We start from the raw sequence: 19,976 nt of genomic DNA, 5'->3' as shown, positions 1-19,976 counted from the left end.
CGAAATTGTTCCGAAATTTGGATTTACTATTTTAGGTTTTTAAGAATTAATCTCTGGATCCTAATATTCTATATGCCCAATATAATAAAGAAGCTAAAGCACCTAAAGCGGCAACTAAATACGTTCTGGCAGCCCATTTTAAAGAATCTTCGGCACCAGCATATTCTTCTTGACCTAGCATATTTTTGTTTTTCAACCAAGCCAAAGCACGATTACTTGCATCATATTCAACAGGCAAAGTAATAAAACTAAATGCTGTTGCCACAGCCATTAAGGCCAAACCTGCAACTGCTACATAAAAGCCAATTCCAGATTTTGAAGCGAATCCTAAAATAATTCCACCCATAATTAACCATTGCGACATACTTGACGACACATTAACCATTGGCACCATTTTAGAACGCATCGTTAGCCATTCGTAGGCTTGTGCGTGTTGTACCGCGTGTCCAACTTCGTGAGCGGCTACTGCTGCAGCTGCTGCATTTCGTTGGTTATATACGGCTTCTGACAAATTTACTGTTTTATCAGCAGGATTGTAATGGTCTGTTAATCTTCCTGGAGTGGAAATCACTTTTACATCACTTATTCCGTGATCAGCAAGCATTTTTTCTGCAATTTCGGCACCAGACATCCCATTTCTTAAGGTAAGTTTCGAGTAATGCTCAAATTTGCTTTTTAAACGAGAACTTACTAACCAACTAAAAAGAGCAATTGCTCCAATTAAAATCATATAAGGTAAATCAAACATAGTATTTAATTTTAAAAATTTAAAGTTACTAAATTAATATCAAATTATGAGCCAAATATAAAAAATGACAGTTTGACATTTGTTTGTTTTAGACAAATGTAAAAAATGCCATTTGTATTATCGATTACATTTTATTCGTATGTCTTAAAATACTAAACCAACTACAAAACGATTATTATTTCTTTCATTAATTGAATTTGCGATATTTCCGTAATCAGATTTCCATTTTCCATTGGTGAAAGCCAGTTCATAAGCGCAATTCAATCTGAATTTATAAAATTTATCTTTAAATAGGTAAATTGATAAAGAAGGTCCTGCATAAAACATTTGATTTCTTATAGATAATAACCCACCATTTGTATTGGGATTTAAATTATTAAAATCAATGGTATTATTTTTAGAATATAAATCTACTTCTGAAGAGGTTCCTGCTAAACTTAACCCAGAAGTAAATGCAAAATTAGTCTTATTAATCAGGTTATAATGAAAGCGAATACGTCCCGTAAAATGCATATTCTTATTCTTTGATGATAAATTCTCTTTTTTATTTTCTCCAAATCCAAATTCAAAATCAGAAGAATATTTTTTCCCAAAAACATTAAAGCCAAAAATAAATTCTGCCGGGCTGTTATCTAAAAGAACAACATTTGATGCTTGTAAATTTCTATTAAGATTTAAATTGTCTTGAATATGCGCATTAACTCCAATGTAAAAAGTAGCCTCTGCATTACTTTTTTTGTTTTCTTCATTTTTTTCTTGAGCCGTTCCAAATTGAAAAGCAACCAAAACCACTAAAAGTATAAATTTTCTCATTTTGATTAATTATTTAAATGTTATTTTAACAAAATTAAAATCAGGAAAGCTAAAATCTATTAATAATTTGTTAAAATAACTTTATCCCACTAAATTAATAATCTTACCAGGAACAATAATCACTTTATTTGGTGTTCTGCCTTGTAATTGTGCTTGTGTGCGTTCGTCTGCCATTACAATTTCTTCAATTTGAGTGGCGGTTAAATCCAAAGGTAACTTAATCGTAAAACGCATTTTTCCATTAAACGAAACTGGATATTCTTTTTCAGATTCAACCAAATATTTTTCTTCAAATTTTGGAAAAGCTACTGTTGAAATAGAACCTTCGTGACCTAAAGCACTCCATAATTCTTCTGCTATATGTGGCGCATAAGGTGAAACTAAAATGGCTAAAGGCTCTAAAATAGCTCGATGGTTACATTTTAATTGTTGCAATTCGTTTACGCAAATCATAAATTGAGAAACCGAGGTGTTGAAGGAGAAATTCTCGATGTCTTCGGTTACTTTTTTAATGGTTTTATGTAACGATTTGTACATTTCTGCTGTAGGTTCATCGTTTATAATAACCGAACCGTTGTCATCAAAATACAAACGCCATAATTTTTTCAAGAAACCAGAAACACCTGTAATTCCTGCTGTGTTCCAAGGTTTAGATTGCTCTAATGGCCCTAAAAACATTTCGTACAAACGCAGTGTATCAGCTCCGTATTCTTCACAAATATCATCTGGTGAAACCACATTGTATTTTGATTTCGACATTTTTTCGACTTCGCGAGTAACGATAAATGTTCCATTCTCTTCAAATATAAAATTTGAATTATTAAATTCTGGCAACCAATTCATAAAACTATTGATATCTAATTCATTTTTTAAATTCACGAAATCAACTAATGAATGGGTTTTAATGAAATTATAATTACTTTCTAAAGGCTTAAAATTAATTTTAATTTTATCAGTTAAATTTAAATTATTTAACTTTTCATAGAAATCAGATAGTAAAACAGATTTAATTTCTTCACGTTTTTCTATACTTACTTCATTTTGATTATTAATGCTTTTGAAATGATTAGTAATTCCTTCAGATAAAAAATAATTTTTAATAAATTTAACTTCTTCTTGAAGTTTTGCTAATTGATCTTTTTCAAATTCTGTCAACAATGAACAGATTTTATAACTAACTGTTGCTTTTACTCCTGCAATAATTTCTTCGCAACCAAAATCTATATTAAATCCTAATCTATTCACAAAAGCACTATCTCCCAAAATCATTCCCTGATTGATCAGTTTTTTGAACGGTTCTTCGGTTGGTGCATAACCTCTGTCTTTTAAGAATTTATTCCAAAAACGAGAATACAATAAATGTCCGGTTGCGTGTTCGCTTCCTCCAATGTATAAATCTACGCTTTCCCAATATTTTAGAGCTTCTTCGCTTGCAAATTCATTTTCATTTTGCGCATCCATATAACGCATCCAGTACCAAGAAGAACCTGCCCAACCCGGCATCGTGTTCAATTCTAATGGGAAAACTTTTATATTATCTATTAACTGATTACTAACCACTGAACACTGAACACTATCCCAAGCCCAAACGGTTGCATTTCCTAATGGCGGTTGTCCGTCTTCGGTAGGTAAGTACTTTTCTACTTCTGGTAATACAATTGGCAAGTGTTTTTTGTCAATCATTTGTGGTAAACCATTCACATAATATACCGGGAAAGGTTCGCCCCAATAACGTTGGCGAGAGAAAACGGCATCACGTAAGCGGTAATTTACTTTGGCATTTCCTGCACCTATTTCTTCTAAAGCTTCGATGGCTTTTTTCGTTCCGTTTTTATAATCTAATCCGTTTAAAAAATCCGAATTTACCAACTCGAATACGCCTTTTTCACCGTAAGCTGCTTCTGAAATATCTTGGTTGAAAATATTTTTTATTTCGGGCATTCCGTGTGTTCCTTTGAAGAAATTCGCGAAAGCAAAATCACGCTCATCGCCACAAGGAACCGCCATAACCGCACCTGTTCCGTAACCCGCTAAAACGTAATCGCCAATCCAAACCGGAATGGGTTCTTTTGTGAAAGGATGTTCGGCATACGCACCTGTAAATACCCCTGAAATGGTTTTTACATCGGCCATTCTTTCACGTTCACTACGTTTTGCGGTTGCTTCTACATAGGCTTCCACCGCGGCTTTTTGTTCTGGAGTGGTAATTTGTGCTACCAATTCGTGTTCGGGTGCCAATGTCATAAAGGTAACTCCGAAAATCGTATCAGGTCTCGTCGTAAACACTTCAACTTGAAACTTGGAACCTGAAACTTGAAACTTAACTGTAGCTCCGACTGATTTTCCAATCCAATTTCGTTGTGATTCTTTGATAGATTCACTCCAATCGATATCGTTTAAACCTTGTAATAAGCGTTCCGCGTAAGCTGAAATTCGCATACTCCATTGGGTCATTTTCTTACGAACTACAGGATGTCCACCACGTTCTGAAACGCCGTTTACAATTTCGTCATTCGCTAAAACGGTTCCTAAAGCCGCGCACCAATTGACTTCGGTTTCAGCTAAATAGGTTAATCTATATTGTAATAAGATTTTTTGTTGTTGTTCCGATGAAAAAGCGTTCCATTCGGCTGCAGAAAACGAAGTGATGATATCATCGCAAACGGCATTTACTTGCGTATTTCCGTTTTTCTCAAATTCTTGCATTAAGGTGCAAATGCTTTCCGCTTTATCAGAGTTTTTATTGTACCAAGATTCAAATAATTGAATGAAAATCCATTGGGTATGCTTGTAATAGTCTGCATTTGAGGTACGAACTTCTCTGCTCCAATCAAATGAAAATCCAATTTTATCCAATTGATTTCTGTATCCTTGAATACTATTTCCCGATTTATCGACACCACCTTCAATATTCATTCGAGTCGTATCTGCAGGATGTTGCCCAGTTTGAATCGCATATTGTTCAGCTGGTAACCCAAATGAATCGTAACCTTGCGGATGCAATACATTAAATCCTTGATGTCTTTTATAACGTGCAACAATATCTGAAGCGATATAACCTAACGGATGCCCCACGTGCAATCCAGCTCCCGAAGGATACGGAAACATATCTAATACATAGTATTTAGGTTTTTCCGATTGATTAGATGCAGCAAAAGTTTGGTTTTTTGCCCAATAGTGTTGCCATTTGGCTTCGATTTTTTCGTGGAAATATTTCATTTCTGTTTTCTATAGTCTATTTTCTGTTTTTTTATTATCGGTTTTAACCGAAAAATAAGGTGCAAATTTACATTTTTATATACTAATGTTAAAACTTTGTTGTTATATTCTGTGTAAACAAAATTTCTTTACTATTTTTACAGCATAATTAGTAAACTTATGGCACAATCATTTGAGCAATATCAACGCAGAAGATTAATTTCTTCTTATTTTTCGGTAGTTTTTAGTATTTTTTTAGTGCTGTTTTTATTAGGCACTTTAGGTTTGTTTGTAATAAATTCTGAAAAAATTTCGAACGATTTTAAAGAAAACATTCCAATGAGTGTTTATTTTAAAGACGAAGCGAATGATACGATTCTAAATGCATTTGATACCGAATTGAAAAATTCAAAATTTATCAAATCGTACGATTTTGTAACCAAAGAAGAAGCGGCTAAAAACAATCCAGACATAGTTGGTAAGGATTTTATGGAGTTTTTAGGATTTAATCCGTTACAAAATTCTTTTGATATTCATTTAAAAAGTGATTATGTAACTAAAGAAGAGATTAAAAAAATAGAAAATAATTTTAAAAGAAATGGCAATATTTCTGACATTATTTACGATAAAGAATTGGTAGAATTAGTTAACGAAAATGTGTCTGAAATTAGTTTTTGGATTTTAATTATAAGTACAGTTTTAACTTTTGTAGCGATGTTGTTAATTAACGGTTCGATCCGTTTGTCGGTTTACTCACATCGATTTACCATAAAAACGATGCAAATGGTTGGTGCTACAAAAACATTTATCAGAAAACCATTTATCAAAACAAGTATTTTATTAGGGATAATTGGTGCCGTTTTAGCGATTATTGGATTGGTTATTTTAGCGTTTTATATTGATGGTTTATTTCCAACTTTAGGAATTGCAAAAGATTACGCTTCTATTGGTATTGTAGCTTTTGGCGTATTGTTAATCGGTATTATTATTACTTGGTTGAGTACGTATTTTGCAACCACTCGTTTCTTAAATTTAAGAACAGACGATTTGTATTAATCTCTGAAAAGTAAATAGTAAATAGCATTTTTATAAAATTTATATGAAAGAAAACACAAAAAAGCCCGAATTTTTATTCAGTGCTACCAATTATAAAATATTAATTATCGGATTAGTGGTTATTGCTTTAGGATTTATTTTAATGAGCGGTGGTGCCAACGAAAATCCAAATGTATTTAATGAAGACGTATATAGTTTCAGAAGAATTAGGTTAGCGCCAACAGTTGTATTAATCGGATTCGGAATTACAATTTATTCGATTTTAAAGAAGTCGAAATCTGAAAATTAATTTATATTTTTAAGATTCTGTGTTTCTAAGAATCTAAGAATCTAAGAATCTAAAAAATGGATTTACTTCAAGCTATTATCATTGCCATTATTGAAGGCATTACAGAATATTTACCGGTTTCTTCTACAGGACATATGATTTTTGCCAGTTCTTATTTCGGAATTGAAAAAGAAGAATTTGTAAAATTATTTCAAGTTTCTATACAATTTGGAGCCATTTTGGCGGTGGTTGTATTGTATTGGAAAAAGTTTTTTGATTTTTCGAAGTTGCAATTCTTTATTAAATTGGCTTGCGCAGTTGTTCCTGCTTTAATTTTGGGAAAATTATTTGATGATAAAATCGAAGCTGTTTTAGAACATCCTACACCTATTGCAATTGTATTAATTATTGGAGGAATAATTTTACTATTTGTAGATCGATTTTTCAAAAATCCTACCATTCATAAAGAAGAAGACATCACTATAAAAAAAGCAGTTACTATCGGTTTTTGGCAATGTTTAGCTATGATGCCAGGTACAAGCAGAAGTGCTGCCAGTATCATAGGAGGGATGCAACAAGGGCTAAGTCGACAAGCGGCAGCGGAATTTTCATTCTTTTTAGCCGTGCCAACTATGTTAGCGGTTACTTGTTATTCGGTGTTTTTGAAAACCTATGATAAAAGTGGTTTAAAAGGTTTCGAGTTAATTCTGAAAACAGAAGACAATACTAAAATGTTTATAATTGGAAATTTAGTTGCGTTTGTTGTAGCAGTTTTAGCTATTAAATTTTTCATTGAAATCATTAAAAAATACGGATTTAAACCTTGGGGTTGGTACAGAATTATTGCAGGAATGCTATTGTTAGCGTACTTTAATTTATACAAATAATGAAAGCAGAAGACTACCAAGAAGGACAAATTTTATTGATTGATAAACCACTTAAATGGTCGTCTTTTCAAGCCGTAAATAAATTAAAATTCGGATTAATAAAGGAATTAAAATTACCCAAAAAATTCAAAATTGGTCACGCGGGAACTTTAGATCCATTGGCTTCTGGATTATTACTAATTTGTACGGGAAAATTCACAAAAAGAATAGAAGAATTACAAGGTCAAGCTAAAGAATATACTGGAACCATTACAGTTGGCGCCACAACGCCTTCTTATGATTTAGAAACAGAAATTAACGCCACTTTTCCAACAGAACATATTTCAGAAGCTTTAATATACGAAACCTTACCAAAATTTATTGGTGAAATAGATCAAAAACCACCAGTTTTTTCAGCCATTAAAAAAGACGGAAAAAGGTTATACGAATCTGCTCGTGCTGGTATTGAAGTAGAAATAAAAACCAGAAAAGTAACAGTTTCCGAATTTGAAATTACCAGAATTGACTTACCCGAAATAGATTTTAGAATTGTTTGCAGCAAAGGAACGTACATTCGCTCCATTGCTTACGATTTTGGATTGGCTTTACAATCAGGAGGTCATTTAACCGCGCTTCGTAGAACAAAAATCGGAAATTATTCGGTGGAAAACGCTACGGAACCGGAGGCTTTTATTGAAGGATTGCAACAATCTCCTTCATTGTAGAAATCCCTTTATCGTCCAAATACCATTTTTGTAACGCCATTTTTCCAGCTTCATCTACAATTCCGCGGTTTGCTTTATACTCGATTATTAGATTTTTTGCGCCTTCTGGTCTTGGTCCCCAATGATTTATTAAGTTAAATGCTTCATCTAAAATCAATAATTTCGGAATTGATTTTGAACCATTAGTTAAAAATTGGTTCATCAAAGCGTCATTTTCATCACGTAACACTATTTTCAACTCAATCTTTTCAGAAGCTTCAGACATTAATTTGATAATTGGTAAAATCTGAGCCGCATCGCCACACCAACCTTCTGAAATTACTAACCAAGTTTGTTTTGATTTCAAATTTTGTAGCATTTTTTCTACTTCGCCATCTAATTTTTGTGTTTTTTCTAAGCGTTTCATTCGTACTTCATTCAATTCCGAATAGTGTAATAAATCCGCACTTTGTTCCTTTCCTGTCGATTTTCCTTCGCTAATTAATTTCGAAACAATATTTCGATATTCAGTATAAGAATGACTATTTTGTAAAGCAGATTGGATGATAGATTTCATAACGGATGAATTGTTTTTACAAATTTAAAAATAAATAATGAGCAATTGTGTATTATATGTTACATAGAATTGGAGTTTCTAAATTAAATTGTTTTTTTGATAGCAGATAATAATTATATTTGCAACACTAAAAATAACACAATGAGTTACAAAAGAATCCTTCTTAAATTAAGTGGAGAAGCCTTAATGGGCGAAAGACAGTACGGAATTGATCCGAAAACTTTAGCAGATTATGCTTCAGAAATCAAACAAATTCACGACCAAGGTGTAGAAATTGCCATTGTAATTGGCGGTGGAAATATTTTTAGAGGTGTAGCAGGTGCAAGTAACGGAATGGATCGCGTACAAGGCGATTATATGGGTATGTTAGCCACTGTAATTAACGGAATGGCGTTACAAGGGGCATTAGAAGATGCAGGAATGCCAACACGTTTACAAACCGCATTAAAAATTGAAGCCATTGCAGAACCTTATATCAAAAGAAGAGCAACAAGACACCTTGAAAAAGGTAGAATTGTAATTTTTGGTGCCGGAACTGGAAATCCATATTTTACTACAGATACGGCAGCAGTTTTAAGAGGAATTGAAGTAAATTGCGATGTAATTTTAAAAGGAACTCGCGTGGATGGGGTGTATACAGCTGATCCAGAGAAAGATCCAAGCGCCGTGAAATATGACACCATTACTTTTGATGATGTGTTAGCCAAAGGATTAAATGTAATGGATACGACAGCATTTACTTTAAGTCAAGAAAATAAATTGCCGATTATTGTTTTTGATATGAACAAAAAAGGAAATTTACTTAAAATTTGTAACGGAGAAACGATAGGAACAACAGTAACAATTTAATTACGAATTTAGATTTACGATTTACGAAATTGGAATTTATTATATTGGAATTTTAAAATAAATAAAATGACAGAAGAAATTAACTTTATTATTGATAGCGCAAAAGAATCTATGAATGGTTCGGTAGCGCATTTAGAAAAAGAATTTTTAAACATTAGAGCAGGAAAAGCCTCTCCGCAAATGTTAGGTAGTGTTTTTGTAGATTATTACGGTGCGCAAACGGCATTGGCTCAAGTGGCAAATGTTGTAGCTGTGGATGCAAGAACTTTAACAGTAACACCCTGGGAAAAAGCGATGTTACAACCTATTGAAAAAGCGATTATGATTGCTAATTTAGGGTTAAATCCAATGAATAATGGAGATAATATTATCATTAGTATTCCCGCTTTAACAGAAGACAGAAGACGCGAATTGGTAAAACAAGCCAAAGCAGAAGCAGAAGATGCCAAAGTAGGTATCAGAAACGCCAGAAAAGACGCCAATAGCGACATCAAAAAAGAAGAAAAAGAGGGAACATCTGAAGATATTTGTAAAATTGCTGAAGATTCAGTGCAAAAATTAACAGATGCTTTTATTAAGAAAATTGATGAGGTTTTTGTAGCTAAAGAAGCTGAAATTATGAAAGTATAATAATAAATAACTTTCAATATTAAAAATCCAAATTCCAATATGTAAAAGGAATTTGGATTTTTTATTTCATTTTCACTATCAACGTTTTCAAATACACCTTCATATCTAAAAACTCAAAATCAATAGCGTTTTTAATTTTAGTCGTATCGTGAGTTTCTAAGTTATATAATGCGTTTATGGTTGCTTTTGTGAGCATTCGTTTTCTGAAAAACAGGGTTGTGAAAATAAACTCAAAGATTCGAATAATTTGCAATTGCCACTTTTTTATTTCAAATTTTGGTTTTTTTATTTTGTTTGCTGAGGTTCTCGAAGCTAAATTAGCTGCAATACTATCAAACAATTCTTTGTAAGTTACATCTTCGGCAACTAAAATAAAGCGTTCTCCAGAAATGGTGCTTTTCATTAAAGTCGTCATAGCTTTTACCACATCTTCCACAGCTACAATTCCAAGTTTACCTTGCGTATAAAATAATTGTCCGTTTTTTATATTTTGAATAAATAAACTACTGCCTTCTGTTGGAAATCCATTCCCGAAAATTACACCCGGATTTACAATTACTACTTCCAATCCTTCTTGAAAACCACGCCAAACTTCCATTTCTGCGCCAAATTTCGAAATAGAATAATCGCTTCTTACGGCTTCGTTGTTTCTTTCCGTTTCTTCATTTATCAATAAATTATGTTCCGTTCCGTTTCCTAATGCCGAAATTGAACTTACATAGCATAATTTTTTTACATTAGAAGACAAGCAACAATTCACCACATTTGCGGTTCCAACAATATTGTTTTGATATAGTTTTTCTTCATCTTTTGGATTAAAAGAAACCATCGCCGCACAATGATATACATAAGAAACGTAAGTAAAAGCAGTTTCAAGTGCAGGAATATCTAAAATATCGGCATTAACCCAATCAATTTTTTCAAATTCCGAAAGCTTGTTTTCATTTTCGAATAATTTTTTAATGTGTAGAAGTTTTTTCTCCGATCTATATATTGCACGAATGGCATTCTCTTCTTGAGAAAGTTGCAATAATAAATGAAAACCAACTAAACCTGTTCCGCCTGTAACTAATATCATTTTGTAAAATTAGTGAAAAATTGAAATAAAAAACCGCTTTTATAAAGCGGTTTACATTCTCTTGGCAATTTTTTCAAAACTTTGTTTTTGCGCTAAAACACCAATTATTAAAATCGTTTTTTTATTTTCTTCAATTATGTAGTAAATGGTATATGGAAATCGGGAAACAAATCCTTGTCTAATGTCCAAATGTTTTTTTTGATATTGTTTTGGATATTGATTTATATATTCGAATTCCTGATTTATTTTATTTTTAAAATCTTCTCCTAAATCTGCATTAATTGTGGTGTACCATTTTTTTGCTTTTTGCAAATCTTTATAAACGATTGGTAGTAATTTTAATGCATATTTCATTACCATTTTTCCTTTACATCTGACCAACTTAAAACGTTATCAGGGTCTTTTTTATAAGCATCCAAACGTTTTTCTAATTCGATTTTATGCTCCAAAGGGATATTGGCTTTACCAGCTTTTTCTTTTTTTAAAATTTTTTCTAATTTTTCAAATGTTTCATTCTCTATTGAAAAAACTTCTTGTATAAAATTATATTTTCTTGTTGCGATATCCATAATTTTAATATTTATTTAGAGACAAATATATAAAATACTACCTAATTTTAATTATAAATTTATCTAAAATTCGTATTTCTAAAACTCAAAAATTCGCCCTATATTTGCATTTTAAATGAACATTTGGAGATTATGAAGCACATCAGAATTATAGATTTATTAGAAAATACAAAAACGTTACAAGAAGTAAACGCAAAAGGTTGGGTAAGAACGTTTAGAAACAATCAATTTATTGCGCTAAATGACGGTTCAACACTTAATAATATTCAGTGTGTGGTTGATTTTGAAAACACACCTGAAGAAACCTTAAAACGAATTACTACAGGTGCTGCAATTTCTGTGACTGGAACTTTAGTAGAAAGTCAAGGTGCTGGACAAAAAGTTGAAATTCAAGTGACCAAACTTGAAATTTTAGGCGATTCTGATGCGGAAAAATTCCCAATACAACCCAAAAATAAACCAAGTTTAGACTTTTTAAGAGAAAATGCACACTTGCGTACCCGAACCAATATGTTTGGTGCGATTATGCGTGTTCGCTCTACGTTGTCTTTCGCGGTACATAACTATTTTCAAGAAAAAGGATTTGTGTATGTAAATACACCAATTATTACAGGTTCTGATGCTGAAGGTGCTGGAGAAATGTTTCAAGTTTCGGCTTTACCTTTTGATAATACGCCAAGAACAGAAGATGGAAAAGTAAATTACAAAGAAGACTTTTTCGGAAAACAAACGAATCTTACGGTTTCTGGGCAATTAGAAGCAGAAACGTATGCGATGTCTTTAGGTCAAGTGTATACTTTCGGACCTACTTTCCGTGCGGAAAATTCAAACACATCACGTCACTTAGCTGAATTTTGGATGATTGAACCAGAAGTGGCTTTCAATGATTTGGCTGCGAATATGGATTTAGCGGAAGATTTTATTCAAAATGTAATAAAATACACGTTAGATAAATGTCCTGAAGATTTAAAGTTTTTAGAAAATCGTTTATTAGAAGAAGAAAAAAACAAACCACAAGCGGAACGTAGCGAAATGGCGTTGTTAGAAAAATTAAATTTTGTTTTAGAAAACAATTTCAAACGTGTTTCGTATACTGAAGCAATTGATATTCTTAAAAATTCGAAACCAAATAAAAATAAAAAATTCCAATATTTAATTGACGAATGGGGTGCTGATTTACAATCAGAACACGAACGTTTCTTAGTCGAAAAACATTTTAAATGTCCGGTAATTTTATTTGATTATCCAGCTAAAATTAAAGCATTTTATATGCGATTAAATGACGGAACCGAACCAGGAAAAGAAACCGTACGCGCTATGGATATTTTATTTCCAGGCATTGGAGAAATTGTTGGTGGTTCGCAACGTGAAGAACGTTTAGATGTTTTAATTGAAAAAATGAAAGCATTAGGTATTGATGAAGAAGAATTATGGTGGTACTTAGACACCAGAAGATTTGGTTCAGCGGTGCATTCAGGTTTCGGATTAGGTTTTGAAAGATTGGTGTTGTTTGTTACAGGTATGACAAACATTCGCGACGTAATTCCTTTCCCAAGAACACCAGATAACGCAGAGTTCTAAAAATTTGTTTCAAGTTTAAAGTTTCAAGTTGTTGTAGTTGCAATAACTTGAAACTTGAAACCTTAAACTTTTAAACAAAAAAATCAATGCTTAAACACAGTTTAAATTTCAAATTATCGCAAAAATTATCGCCTCAACAAATTCAGTTGATGAAGTTGATTCAATTGCCTACGCAAGCTTTTGAACAACGTTTGCAAGAGGAAATGGTTGAAAATCCAGCTTTAGAAGGAAGTTTAGACGACAATAACGAGTCATTAGATGATTATAATGATACTTCAAATGATGAGGATGGTTATGATGATTACGATAACGACCAAATAGATACTGGCGACATTAATATTGATGAGTATTTAAGCAATGACGATACGCCAGATTATAAATATCAAAGTAATAATTACAGTGATGACGATGAAGACCGAACGTTGCCTATGGCGGCACAAATTAGTTTTCATCAAGATTTAATTAATCAATTAAACACGTTTATTCTTTCGGAGAACGATAGAGAAATTGCTGAGTTTTTGGTGGGAAGCATTGAAGATTCTGGTTATATCAGAAGAACCATTCAGGATATCGTTGACGATATGGCGTTTACGCAAGGGGTGTATACCGACGAGAAATCAGTAGAAAAAGTATTGCATATTGTGCAACAGTTAGAACCTTCTGGAGTAGGCGCAAGAGATTTACAAGAATGTTTATTGATCCAATTAAAACACAAAACACCTACAGAATCAGTTAATTTAGCCATTGCTTTACTTGATAAACAATTTGATGCGTTTACTAAAAAACATTACGATAAATTACTGCAAAAATTTGATTGCTCCAAAGAACAATTAAAAAAAGCTATTGAGGAAATAGAAAAATTAAACCCAAAACCGGGTGGAAGTTACGATAGCAATAGTAGGATTATTGAACACGTAGTTCCTGATTTTACCATTCGTATTGTAGATGGCGAATTAGAATTGCTTTTGAACGGAAGAAACGCGCCTGAATTACACGTGTCTAAAGACTATCAAGAAATGCTGCAAACGTATAAGGTTTCCAGTGATAAGTCTAATTCACAGAAAGATGCGGTACAGTTTATCAAACAAAAATTAGATTCTGCTAAATGGTTTATTGATGCGATAAAACAACGTCAAGAAACCTTATTTGTTACGATGAATGCCATTATGTATTTTCAACGAGAATACTTTTTGGAAGGTGAAGAATCTAAGTTAAAACCAATGATTCTAAAAGATATTGCCGATATGATTGGTTTAGATATTTCTACCATTTCCCGTGTAGCAAACAGCAAATATGTTGACACACCTTACGGAACGAAACTAATTAAAGAATTCTTTTCTGAAGCGATGAAAAACGATCAAGGGGAAGATGTTTCTACCATTGAAATCAAAAATATTTTAGAGCGTGTTATTGCTGAAGAAGATAAAAACAAACCTTTACCAGATGAAGATTTAGCAGCAATTCTCAAAGAAAAAGGATTTCCAATTGCAAGAAGAACTATTGCTAAATATAGAGAACAATTAGATATTCCTGTAGCCAGATTGAGAAAAAAAATGTAACTTTTCTAAACTTTCAAAACAGTTTCAATTGACTACAAAATACTTTTTAAAACCATTTTCATATATTTTTCATCCGATATTTATTTCGCTTTACGGAGCAATAGTGTATTTTTTGTTTACGGATAACACTAATAATTTAGCTGAAGTATATTTGTCGTGCATTCAAATCTTTATATTAACACTGCTGTTACCTATAAGTTTTTATTTATTATTAAGAGCTTTAAAAAAAATAAATTCCTTTACCGAAGCCACACTTGAAGAAAGAAGATTGCCTATTTTTATTCAATTGGTGCTATTGTATTTGCTTTTAAAATTCACGGTTTTAGAAACACATTTTCCAGAATTATTTAAGTTTTTTCAAGCAGGATTTATAAGTGCTTTTTTGGTGTTTGTTTCTGTAATCTTTCGATTTAAAGCCAGTTTACATATGATAGGCTGTACTTCTTTAACTGTTTTTGTATTAATTTTTACCAGTTATTTAGAAATAGCCGCGATTAATACTGTAGCACTTTTAATACTGTGTATGGGATTTGTTGCCTCGTCAAGATTATATATGAAAGCTCATACACCAATAGAATTACTAGCAGGAATCGCTATAGGCGGTTTGCCACAAATTTTGGTTTGGTTTTATAATATATAAAAGATAAAACCAACATTAAAATTACTCATTTTAGAGCCTTCTTTAAAGATTGGATTTAAACCATAATAAATATATGGGTTCCAAGTATTAAATCCAACAGAAATATAAGCGCCATATTGCCAACGATTTATTTCATCTGAAATAGATTCTTTAGAACTTTCTGTTGTGGACTCTAATTTTAATTTTGAATTAAATACATAGCTGGTTTTTAATCCAGTATAAATTCGCCAAAAACTATGACTACTTGGGTTGGAATTTCGCCATCTAAGTTCTAAAGGAAAATCAACGCTATGAGTTGTAATTATGGTTCTAATGTTTTCAGATGAGGTGTTTTCTGTAGCCCCAACAATTTCTTCAGAATTTATAAATTGTTTAATATTATTGTACGAATAGCCAATTCCTGGTGCAATTGCCCAATGTCTATTTTTTGAAATAGGTATGTCTCTCAAAATCCCAAAGGTTACTCCAGGTGAAAATGAAAATTGCTTAAATCCATCAGGACGATTTTGAACTAAATTATAACTTAAAGAAGAATAAAATTGATCTTCTCTGTAAAGGGAATCAATTTCAATGGGTTTTATTTCTTGTGAGAAACAAAAAAAGGGAATCCATAAAAAAAATAATATTCTCATTTGTAATAGTTATTGTTTTTTAATTGTCTAAAACCACTACAGTTTTGCAGAGAGGAAGGGATTCGAACCCTCGATATGTTGCCATATACACGCTTTCCAAGCGTGCGCCTTCAGCCACTCGGCCACCTCTCTAATTTTAATCGTTCATTTCACCTCGCAATGAGGTTTCAAAAATAGTCTTAAAAACCGAGTTAGCCACGTTTTGCCCTAACAAATACATTAATTTTGTAATAGCGGCCTCTGTAGTAATATTTTTACCAGAAATTAAACCAATTTCTTTTAAGCGAGTACTGGTTTCATAAGCACCCATTAAAACGGTTCCTCCACTACATTGGGTTACGTTTATAATATGGATGCCACGTTTTATGGCGCTTTCAATTTCATCAATAAACCAATTTTCCATTGGGGCATTTCCTGAGCCATAGGTTTCTAAAACCACCCCTTTTAAATTTGGCGTATGTAAAAGCGTGTGTAAAATGGTTTTATTTATACCAGGAAATAATTTTAAAATAAAAACATTGTCATCAAAGTTAGTATTAACCTTTAACTTTTTTGAAACGTTTTCTTTTAGAAGCACTTCATTATTTACATTCAAATGCACGCCCGATTCTACAAGTTCAGGAAAATTTGGCGATGTAAATGCATTAAAATGTTCGGCACTTATTTTTGTAGTTCGGTTTCCTCTGTATAATTTATATTCAAAATAAAGGGAAACTTCTTGAATAACTGGTTTTCCTTTTTCTTGCAAAGAAGCAATTTGAATGGCGGTAATTAAATTTTCTTTTGCATCTGTACGTAAATCACCAATAGGTAATTGAGAGCCCGTAAAAACAATTGGTTTGTTTAAATTTTCAAACATAAAACTCAAAGCAGAAGCACTATAAGACATCGTATCCGATCCGTGAAGTACCACAAAACCATCAAAATTAGTGTAATTTTTTTCAATAATTTCAGCTGTTTTTTGCCAATCTGAAATTTGCATATTAGACGAATCAATTGGTTTTTCAAATGAAACAGTTTCAATATTGCAATCTAATAATTTAAGTTCTGGAATGCCTTTTATTAGTTTTTTGAAATTAAAAGCTTTTAATGCTCCTGTATCGGCATCTTTAATCATACCAATAGTTCCACCGGTATAAATTAATAAAATAGTTGCCTTTTGATTTGCTTTCAATTTATTGGTATTTTAATTTATTTAGCACCGGATTGGCATACATCGCTAAGAAACTTTCTTTCATTTTTATGTCATCCGCATTAATTCTTAATTCTAATCTACGTTCAAAAAGTTGTTTTTCTTTTTCGGTATAACAATCAGAATAAGTAGTAGTTTGATGTAATATGTCGTAGGCAATATAATTGGTAGGCCAAAGCTTATAGGATTGTAAAATAGAATCGTCAATCACTTGTGCCAATGCAAACATTTGTTTGTTGGAGTTTGTTGTTTCTTCAGAAATCGCATCTAATTCGGCATCTAAAACATCACCAACGTGAATATGAATGCGTTTTTTCTGCCCAATAATGCCGCTTAATAGCGTTATAAAATCTTCGTTTTTTTCTTTAGTATAAATTTCGTCATTGGCTTCAGCCATTAATTGCGGAATTTTTAGCGCATCCGTTGGATCATATTCATAGGAAATGGAAACTGGCACAATTTTTATTTTCTTAAAGAAATCCATATTATTATTCTCGTCGGATGCCATCGCAATCATCTTTAATACTCCAGAATGCGTGGCGTCATTTCCATCTTTTGTTCTTCCTTCTCGCTGAGCTATCCATACGGAACGATTTTCTTTTGACACCAATCGATACATATATTCCGAAAGTAATTTAGAACTTTCTAATAACTCTCTTGGCGAAAGATTTCTTTGTACTAAAAAATTTCTATTTAGTTTAGAAAGCATTAGTAAAAAATCTTTTTTCACTAAATTATCTCCAATGGCAGATGCCGTCATCACTAGACCATGTTCGTGTAAACAAACGTTTAATAACGAGGTGTCTAAAATAATATCTCTATGATTTGAAATGAAAAAATAGGAGGTATTTGGTTCTAATTTTTCAAAGCCAGATGTGGTTAAACCGTCAGAACTTTTTTCTAATATTTTTTTTATGGCGTGGTATGCAAAATTAATTTGAAAATCTCTAATAGAATGTGTGCGAAGCAATTGCTCTTTCCAGACTGATTCTTCAGTATTTGGATACGCAAAGTCCACTAATGCTTTCATCATAGGATGATTAAGTGAAGCACGAATAGCATCGTTTACTTCAGCATCATAATAGGGACGTATTTTATCAAATTTCGACATACTTTATTTTAGAACTACAAAAAAACGAAAAAAATAGGAATTATACGTTAACAAATTTTAAAATCCGAAGATATCTTTACTGTTTTGTGTGGTAATTGCAGCTATGTCTTCTATTGGCAACTGATATATTTCTGATAATTTTTCAGCTATTACTTTAATATAACTACTTTCATTGCGTTTTCCTCTATAAGGCACGGGTGCCAAATACGGCGCGTCAGTTTCTAAAACAATGTGTTTGAGGCCAATTTCATTTAAAAACTGATCAATTTTACCATTTTTAAAAGTGGCTACGCCGCCAATTCCTAATTTCATCCCGCAAGAAATGGCTTGTTGCGCTTGATTGAAATCTCCAGTAAAACAATGGAAAATTCCCCATAATTCTTCTGATTTTTCTTGTTCTAAAATTTCAAAAACTTCGTTAAACGCCTCTCTACAATGAATATTTATAGGTAGTTTATATTGTTTGGCGAGTTGAATTTGTTTTAAAAAAACGTCTTGTTGTTGTTTTAAAAACGATTTGTCCCAAAATAAATCAATACCAATTTCGCCAATTGCTGCAAATTTTCTATTGGTTAATTCGGAAATAACGTGCGCCAATTCGTCTTCGTAATTTTCTTTTACATAACACGGATGTAGTCCCATCATTAAAAACACATTTTCTGGATATTGTGTTTCTAAAGCATACATTTTTTGAGTGTAACTACTATCTATAGAAGGCACAAAAAGTCTTGAAACGCCTGAATCAATTGCGTTCTGAATCATTTTATCTCTGTCTTCAGAAAATTCTTCAGAATATAAATGGGTATGTGTATCTGTTAATATCATTTTATTTTTTAATAAACCATTAAATTACAACCTCTTATGTCGGAATTATCAAATCTTCCTAATACTTCAAAAGTCATATTGTGGTGTTTTTTTCCTAAATCTTGCGTAGCGATAAACGAACAGGAATTAATATTTGCTAAATCAATCACATTGATGCCACCGGTTTTTCCGTTTTCAACATATTGTAACGCGTCTTCCGTATCTCTAATTAGTACATCCATCCATAAGGGACATTCAAAAATACCGTTTCCTAACGAGTAGGCTTGAGATAAAAGTTCGGTCATACCGTATTCCGAATGTATGGTGTTCACTCCAAAACCTTCGCAAAGTGTTTGATGCAATTCTTCTCGTATGATTTCTTTTCGTTTGCCCTTCATACCGCCAGTTTCCATAACGATAGTATTCTTTAAGTTAAATTTTTTATATTCAATTAAATCTAACAAAGCATATGTAACGCCTATTAATAGAATATTCTGACCTTCATTTTCTAGTTCGATAATTTTATTAGCAAGTTGTTCTAAATTATTTAAATAGAAACCACTGTCTTTATGATTGCTTTTTGCGATTAAATCGCTTACCATATAAATTAAAGAAGAACCTTCTCTTTCTAAATAGGATGGAAGTAACGCTAAGACACAATATTCTTGAATATTCCCGTAAAATTGAGCGAAAGCCAGGTTATAGCTGTTTTTGTATATTGAAACATCTGTAACAAAATGTTGACTTGTAATAGCGCCTGTTGTACCGCTACTGGTAAAAACAGCTTCAACTTGGTTTGAATTAGAAACTATTGTTTCCGATTTAAAAAACTGTATGGGTAAAAACGGAATCGTATCTATTTGCTTGACATTACTTGAGTTTTTTCCTAAATGATTACAAAACGCTTGATACACTTTGTTGTTTTCGTATTGATAACGAAAAACTTTTAAAGTAATTTTTTCAAATTCTTTTTTAGAGGAAATAGCAAAAATGTCTTCTTGTGAAATCATAGTACAAAAGTAGAAAAAGAATATTAGTTGCAAGTATCTTTTCTGGTTTTTGGGCATAAAAAAAGCACCAACTTTCGTTGATGCTTTCCTT

The 19,976-nt window shown here is 32.2% G+C and carries 21 protein-coding genes and 1 tRNA gene; 9 read left to right on the top strand and 13 right to left on the bottom strand.

Features of this window, described 5'->3' with window-relative positions:
- Positions 1-46 precede the first annotated feature (46 nt).
- From ACIQ16_RS00515 to ACIQ16_RS00505, 3 genes are all read right to left on the bottom strand, one after another.
- On the bottom strand, positions 47-748 hold the full coding sequence (locus ACIQ16_RS00515; RefSeq protein WP_353167879.1) for a zinc metallopeptidase: 702 nt from the start codon (positions 746-748) through the stop codon (positions 47-49).
- A gap of 144 nt (positions 749-892) precedes the next feature.
- Entirely contained in the window at positions 893-1,561 is a 669-nt protein-coding gene (locus tag ACIQ16_RS00510; RefSeq protein WP_396148056.1) for a hypothetical protein, read from the bottom strand.
- An 81-nt stretch (positions 1,562-1,642) separates the two neighbouring features.
- Entirely contained in the window at positions 1,643-4,780 is a 3,138-nt protein-coding gene (locus tag ACIQ16_RS00505) for a leucine--tRNA ligase (RefSeq protein WP_396148055.1), read from the bottom strand.
- A gap of 159 nt (positions 4,781-4,939) precedes the next feature.
- Here ACIQ16_RS00505 and ACIQ16_RS00500 point away from each other — a divergent pair, with 159 nt between their 5' ends.
- From ACIQ16_RS00500 to truB, 4 genes are read left to right on the top strand one after another with little or no spacing between them, the layout of a single operon-like run.
- The gene (locus tag ACIQ16_RS00500) at positions 4,940-5,815 is read left to right on the top strand and encodes a cell division protein FtsX (protein ID WP_396148054.1); all 876 of its coding nucleotides are present in this window, start codon (positions 4,940-4,942) and stop codon (positions 5,813-5,815) included.
- Between the two features lie 43 nt (positions 5,816-5,858).
- Positions 5,859-6,104: a DUF3098 domain-containing protein gene (locus ACIQ16_RS00495; RefSeq protein WP_353079584.1), complete on the top strand. Its 246-nt coding sequence runs from the start codon at positions 5,859-5,861 to the stop codon at positions 6,102-6,104.
- A gap of 56 nt (positions 6,105-6,160) precedes the next feature.
- Positions 6,161-6,970 carry an undecaprenyl-diphosphate phosphatase gene (locus tag ACIQ16_RS00490; protein ID WP_396148053.1) on the top strand — a complete coding sequence of 270 codons (810 nt, stop codon included), beginning with the start codon at positions 6,161-6,163 and terminating at the stop codon, positions 6,968-6,970.
- Entirely contained in the window at positions 6,970-7,674 is a 705-nt protein-coding gene (gene truB / locus ACIQ16_RS00485; protein ID WP_396148052.1) for a tRNA pseudouridine(55) synthase TruB, read from the top strand. Before ACIQ16_RS00490 ends, truB begins: the two co-directional genes overlap by 1 nt.
- On the opposite strand, the gene ACIQ16_RS00480 is transcribed toward truB, so the two are convergent.
- Positions 7,640-8,230 carry a thioredoxin family protein gene (locus ACIQ16_RS00480; protein ID WP_396148051.1) on the bottom strand — a complete coding sequence of 197 codons (591 nt, stop codon included), beginning with the start codon at positions 8,228-8,230 and terminating at the stop codon, positions 7,640-7,642. The genes truB and ACIQ16_RS00480 overlap by 35 nt on opposite strands.
- Before the next feature lie 141 nt (positions 8,231-8,371).
- Here ACIQ16_RS00480 and pyrH point away from each other — a divergent pair, with 141 nt between their 5' ends.
- Positions 8,372-9,079: a UMP kinase gene (gene pyrH / locus ACIQ16_RS00475; protein ID WP_353079415.1), complete on the top strand. Its 708-nt coding sequence runs from the start codon at positions 8,372-8,374 to the stop codon at positions 9,077-9,079.
- Between the two features lie 66 nt (positions 9,080-9,145).
- Positions 9,146-9,709: a ribosome recycling factor gene (frr, locus tag ACIQ16_RS00470; RefSeq protein WP_396148050.1), complete on the top strand. Its 564-nt coding sequence runs from the start codon at positions 9,146-9,148 to the stop codon at positions 9,707-9,709.
- A 61-nt stretch (positions 9,710-9,770) separates the two neighbouring features.
- Here the strand turns inward: frr and ACIQ16_RS00465 are convergent, their stop codons facing one another.
- The 3 genes from ACIQ16_RS00465 to ACIQ16_RS00455 are packed head-to-tail and all read right to left on the bottom strand — an operon-like array spanning position 9,771 to position 11,356.
- Positions 9,771-10,787: an NAD-dependent epimerase/dehydratase family protein gene (locus ACIQ16_RS00465; RefSeq protein ID WP_396148049.1), complete on the bottom strand. Its 1,017-nt coding sequence runs from the start codon at positions 10,785-10,787 to the stop codon at positions 9,771-9,773.
- Positions 10,788-10,838: 51 nt separating this feature from the next.
- Positions 10,839-11,141: a type II toxin-antitoxin system RelE/ParE family toxin gene (locus ACIQ16_RS00460; RefSeq protein WP_396148048.1), complete on the bottom strand. Its 303-nt coding sequence runs from the start codon at positions 11,139-11,141 to the stop codon at positions 10,839-10,841.
- Entirely contained in the window at positions 11,141-11,356 is a 216-nt protein-coding gene (locus ACIQ16_RS00455; protein ID WP_291242970.1) for an addiction module protein, read from the bottom strand. The genes ACIQ16_RS00460 and ACIQ16_RS00455 overlap by 1 nt, the downstream gene beginning before the upstream one ends.
- Before the next feature lie 132 nt (positions 11,357-11,488).
- On the opposite strand from ACIQ16_RS00455, the gene asnS reads away from it, so the two are divergent.
- From asnS to ACIQ16_RS00440, 3 genes are all read left to right on the top strand, one after another.
- Positions 11,489-12,937, top strand: coding sequence for an asparagine--tRNA ligase (gene asnS / locus ACIQ16_RS00450; RefSeq protein WP_396148047.1), 1,449 nt, complete (start codon positions 11,489-11,491; stop codon positions 12,935-12,937).
- Between the two features lie 86 nt (positions 12,938-13,023).
- Positions 13,024-14,496, top strand: coding sequence for an RNA polymerase factor sigma-54 (gene rpoN, locus ACIQ16_RS00445; protein WP_396148046.1), 1,473 nt, complete (start codon positions 13,024-13,026; stop codon positions 14,494-14,496).
- A gap of 28 nt (positions 14,497-14,524) precedes the next feature.
- Complete coding sequence (locus ACIQ16_RS00440; protein ID WP_396148045.1) at positions 14,525-15,136, top strand: hypothetical protein; 612 nt, start codon at positions 14,525-14,527, stop codon at positions 15,134-15,136.
- On the opposite strand, the gene ACIQ16_RS00435 is transcribed toward ACIQ16_RS00440, so the two are convergent.
- From ACIQ16_RS00435 to ACIQ16_RS00410, 6 genes are all read right to left on the bottom strand, one after another.
- On the bottom strand, positions 15,124-15,768 hold the full coding sequence (locus ACIQ16_RS00435; protein ID WP_396148044.1) for a porin family protein: 645 nt from the start codon (positions 15,766-15,768) through the stop codon (positions 15,124-15,126). The two genes, ACIQ16_RS00440 and ACIQ16_RS00435, sit on opposite strands and share 13 nt — an antisense overlap.
- Before the next feature lie 47 nt (positions 15,769-15,815).
- Positions 15,816-15,900 (bottom strand) — tRNA-Ser (locus tag ACIQ16_RS00430).
- A 4-nt stretch (positions 15,901-15,904) separates the two neighbouring features.
- Positions 15,905-16,885, bottom strand: coding sequence for an asparaginase (locus ACIQ16_RS00425; RefSeq protein ID WP_396148101.1), 981 nt, complete (start codon positions 16,883-16,885; stop codon positions 15,905-15,907).
- Positions 16,886-16,943: 58 nt separating this feature from the next.
- Entirely contained in the window at positions 16,944-18,071 is a 1,128-nt protein-coding gene (locus ACIQ16_RS00420; protein ID WP_396148043.1) for a 1-acyl-sn-glycerol-3-phosphate acyltransferase, read from the bottom strand.
- A gap of 57 nt (positions 18,072-18,128) precedes the next feature.
- On the bottom strand, positions 18,129-18,896 hold the full coding sequence (locus tag ACIQ16_RS00415) for a TatD family hydrolase (RefSeq protein ID WP_396148042.1): 768 nt from the start codon (positions 18,894-18,896) through the stop codon (positions 18,129-18,131).
- Between the two features lie 8 nt (positions 18,897-18,904).
- Positions 18,905-19,885: an acyl transferase gene (locus tag ACIQ16_RS00410; protein ID WP_396148041.1), complete on the bottom strand. Its 981-nt coding sequence runs from the start codon at positions 19,883-19,885 to the stop codon at positions 18,905-18,907.
- Between the last annotated feature and the right edge of the window lie 91 nt (positions 19,886-19,976).

The organism is Flavobacterium sp. (assembly GCF_044360715.1).
Lineage (GTDB): Bacteria > Bacteroidota > Bacteroidia > Flavobacteriales > Flavobacteriaceae > Flavobacterium.
Note: the sequence above shows the minus strand (reverse complement) of the source record. Positions and strands in the feature narration are given on the sequence as shown.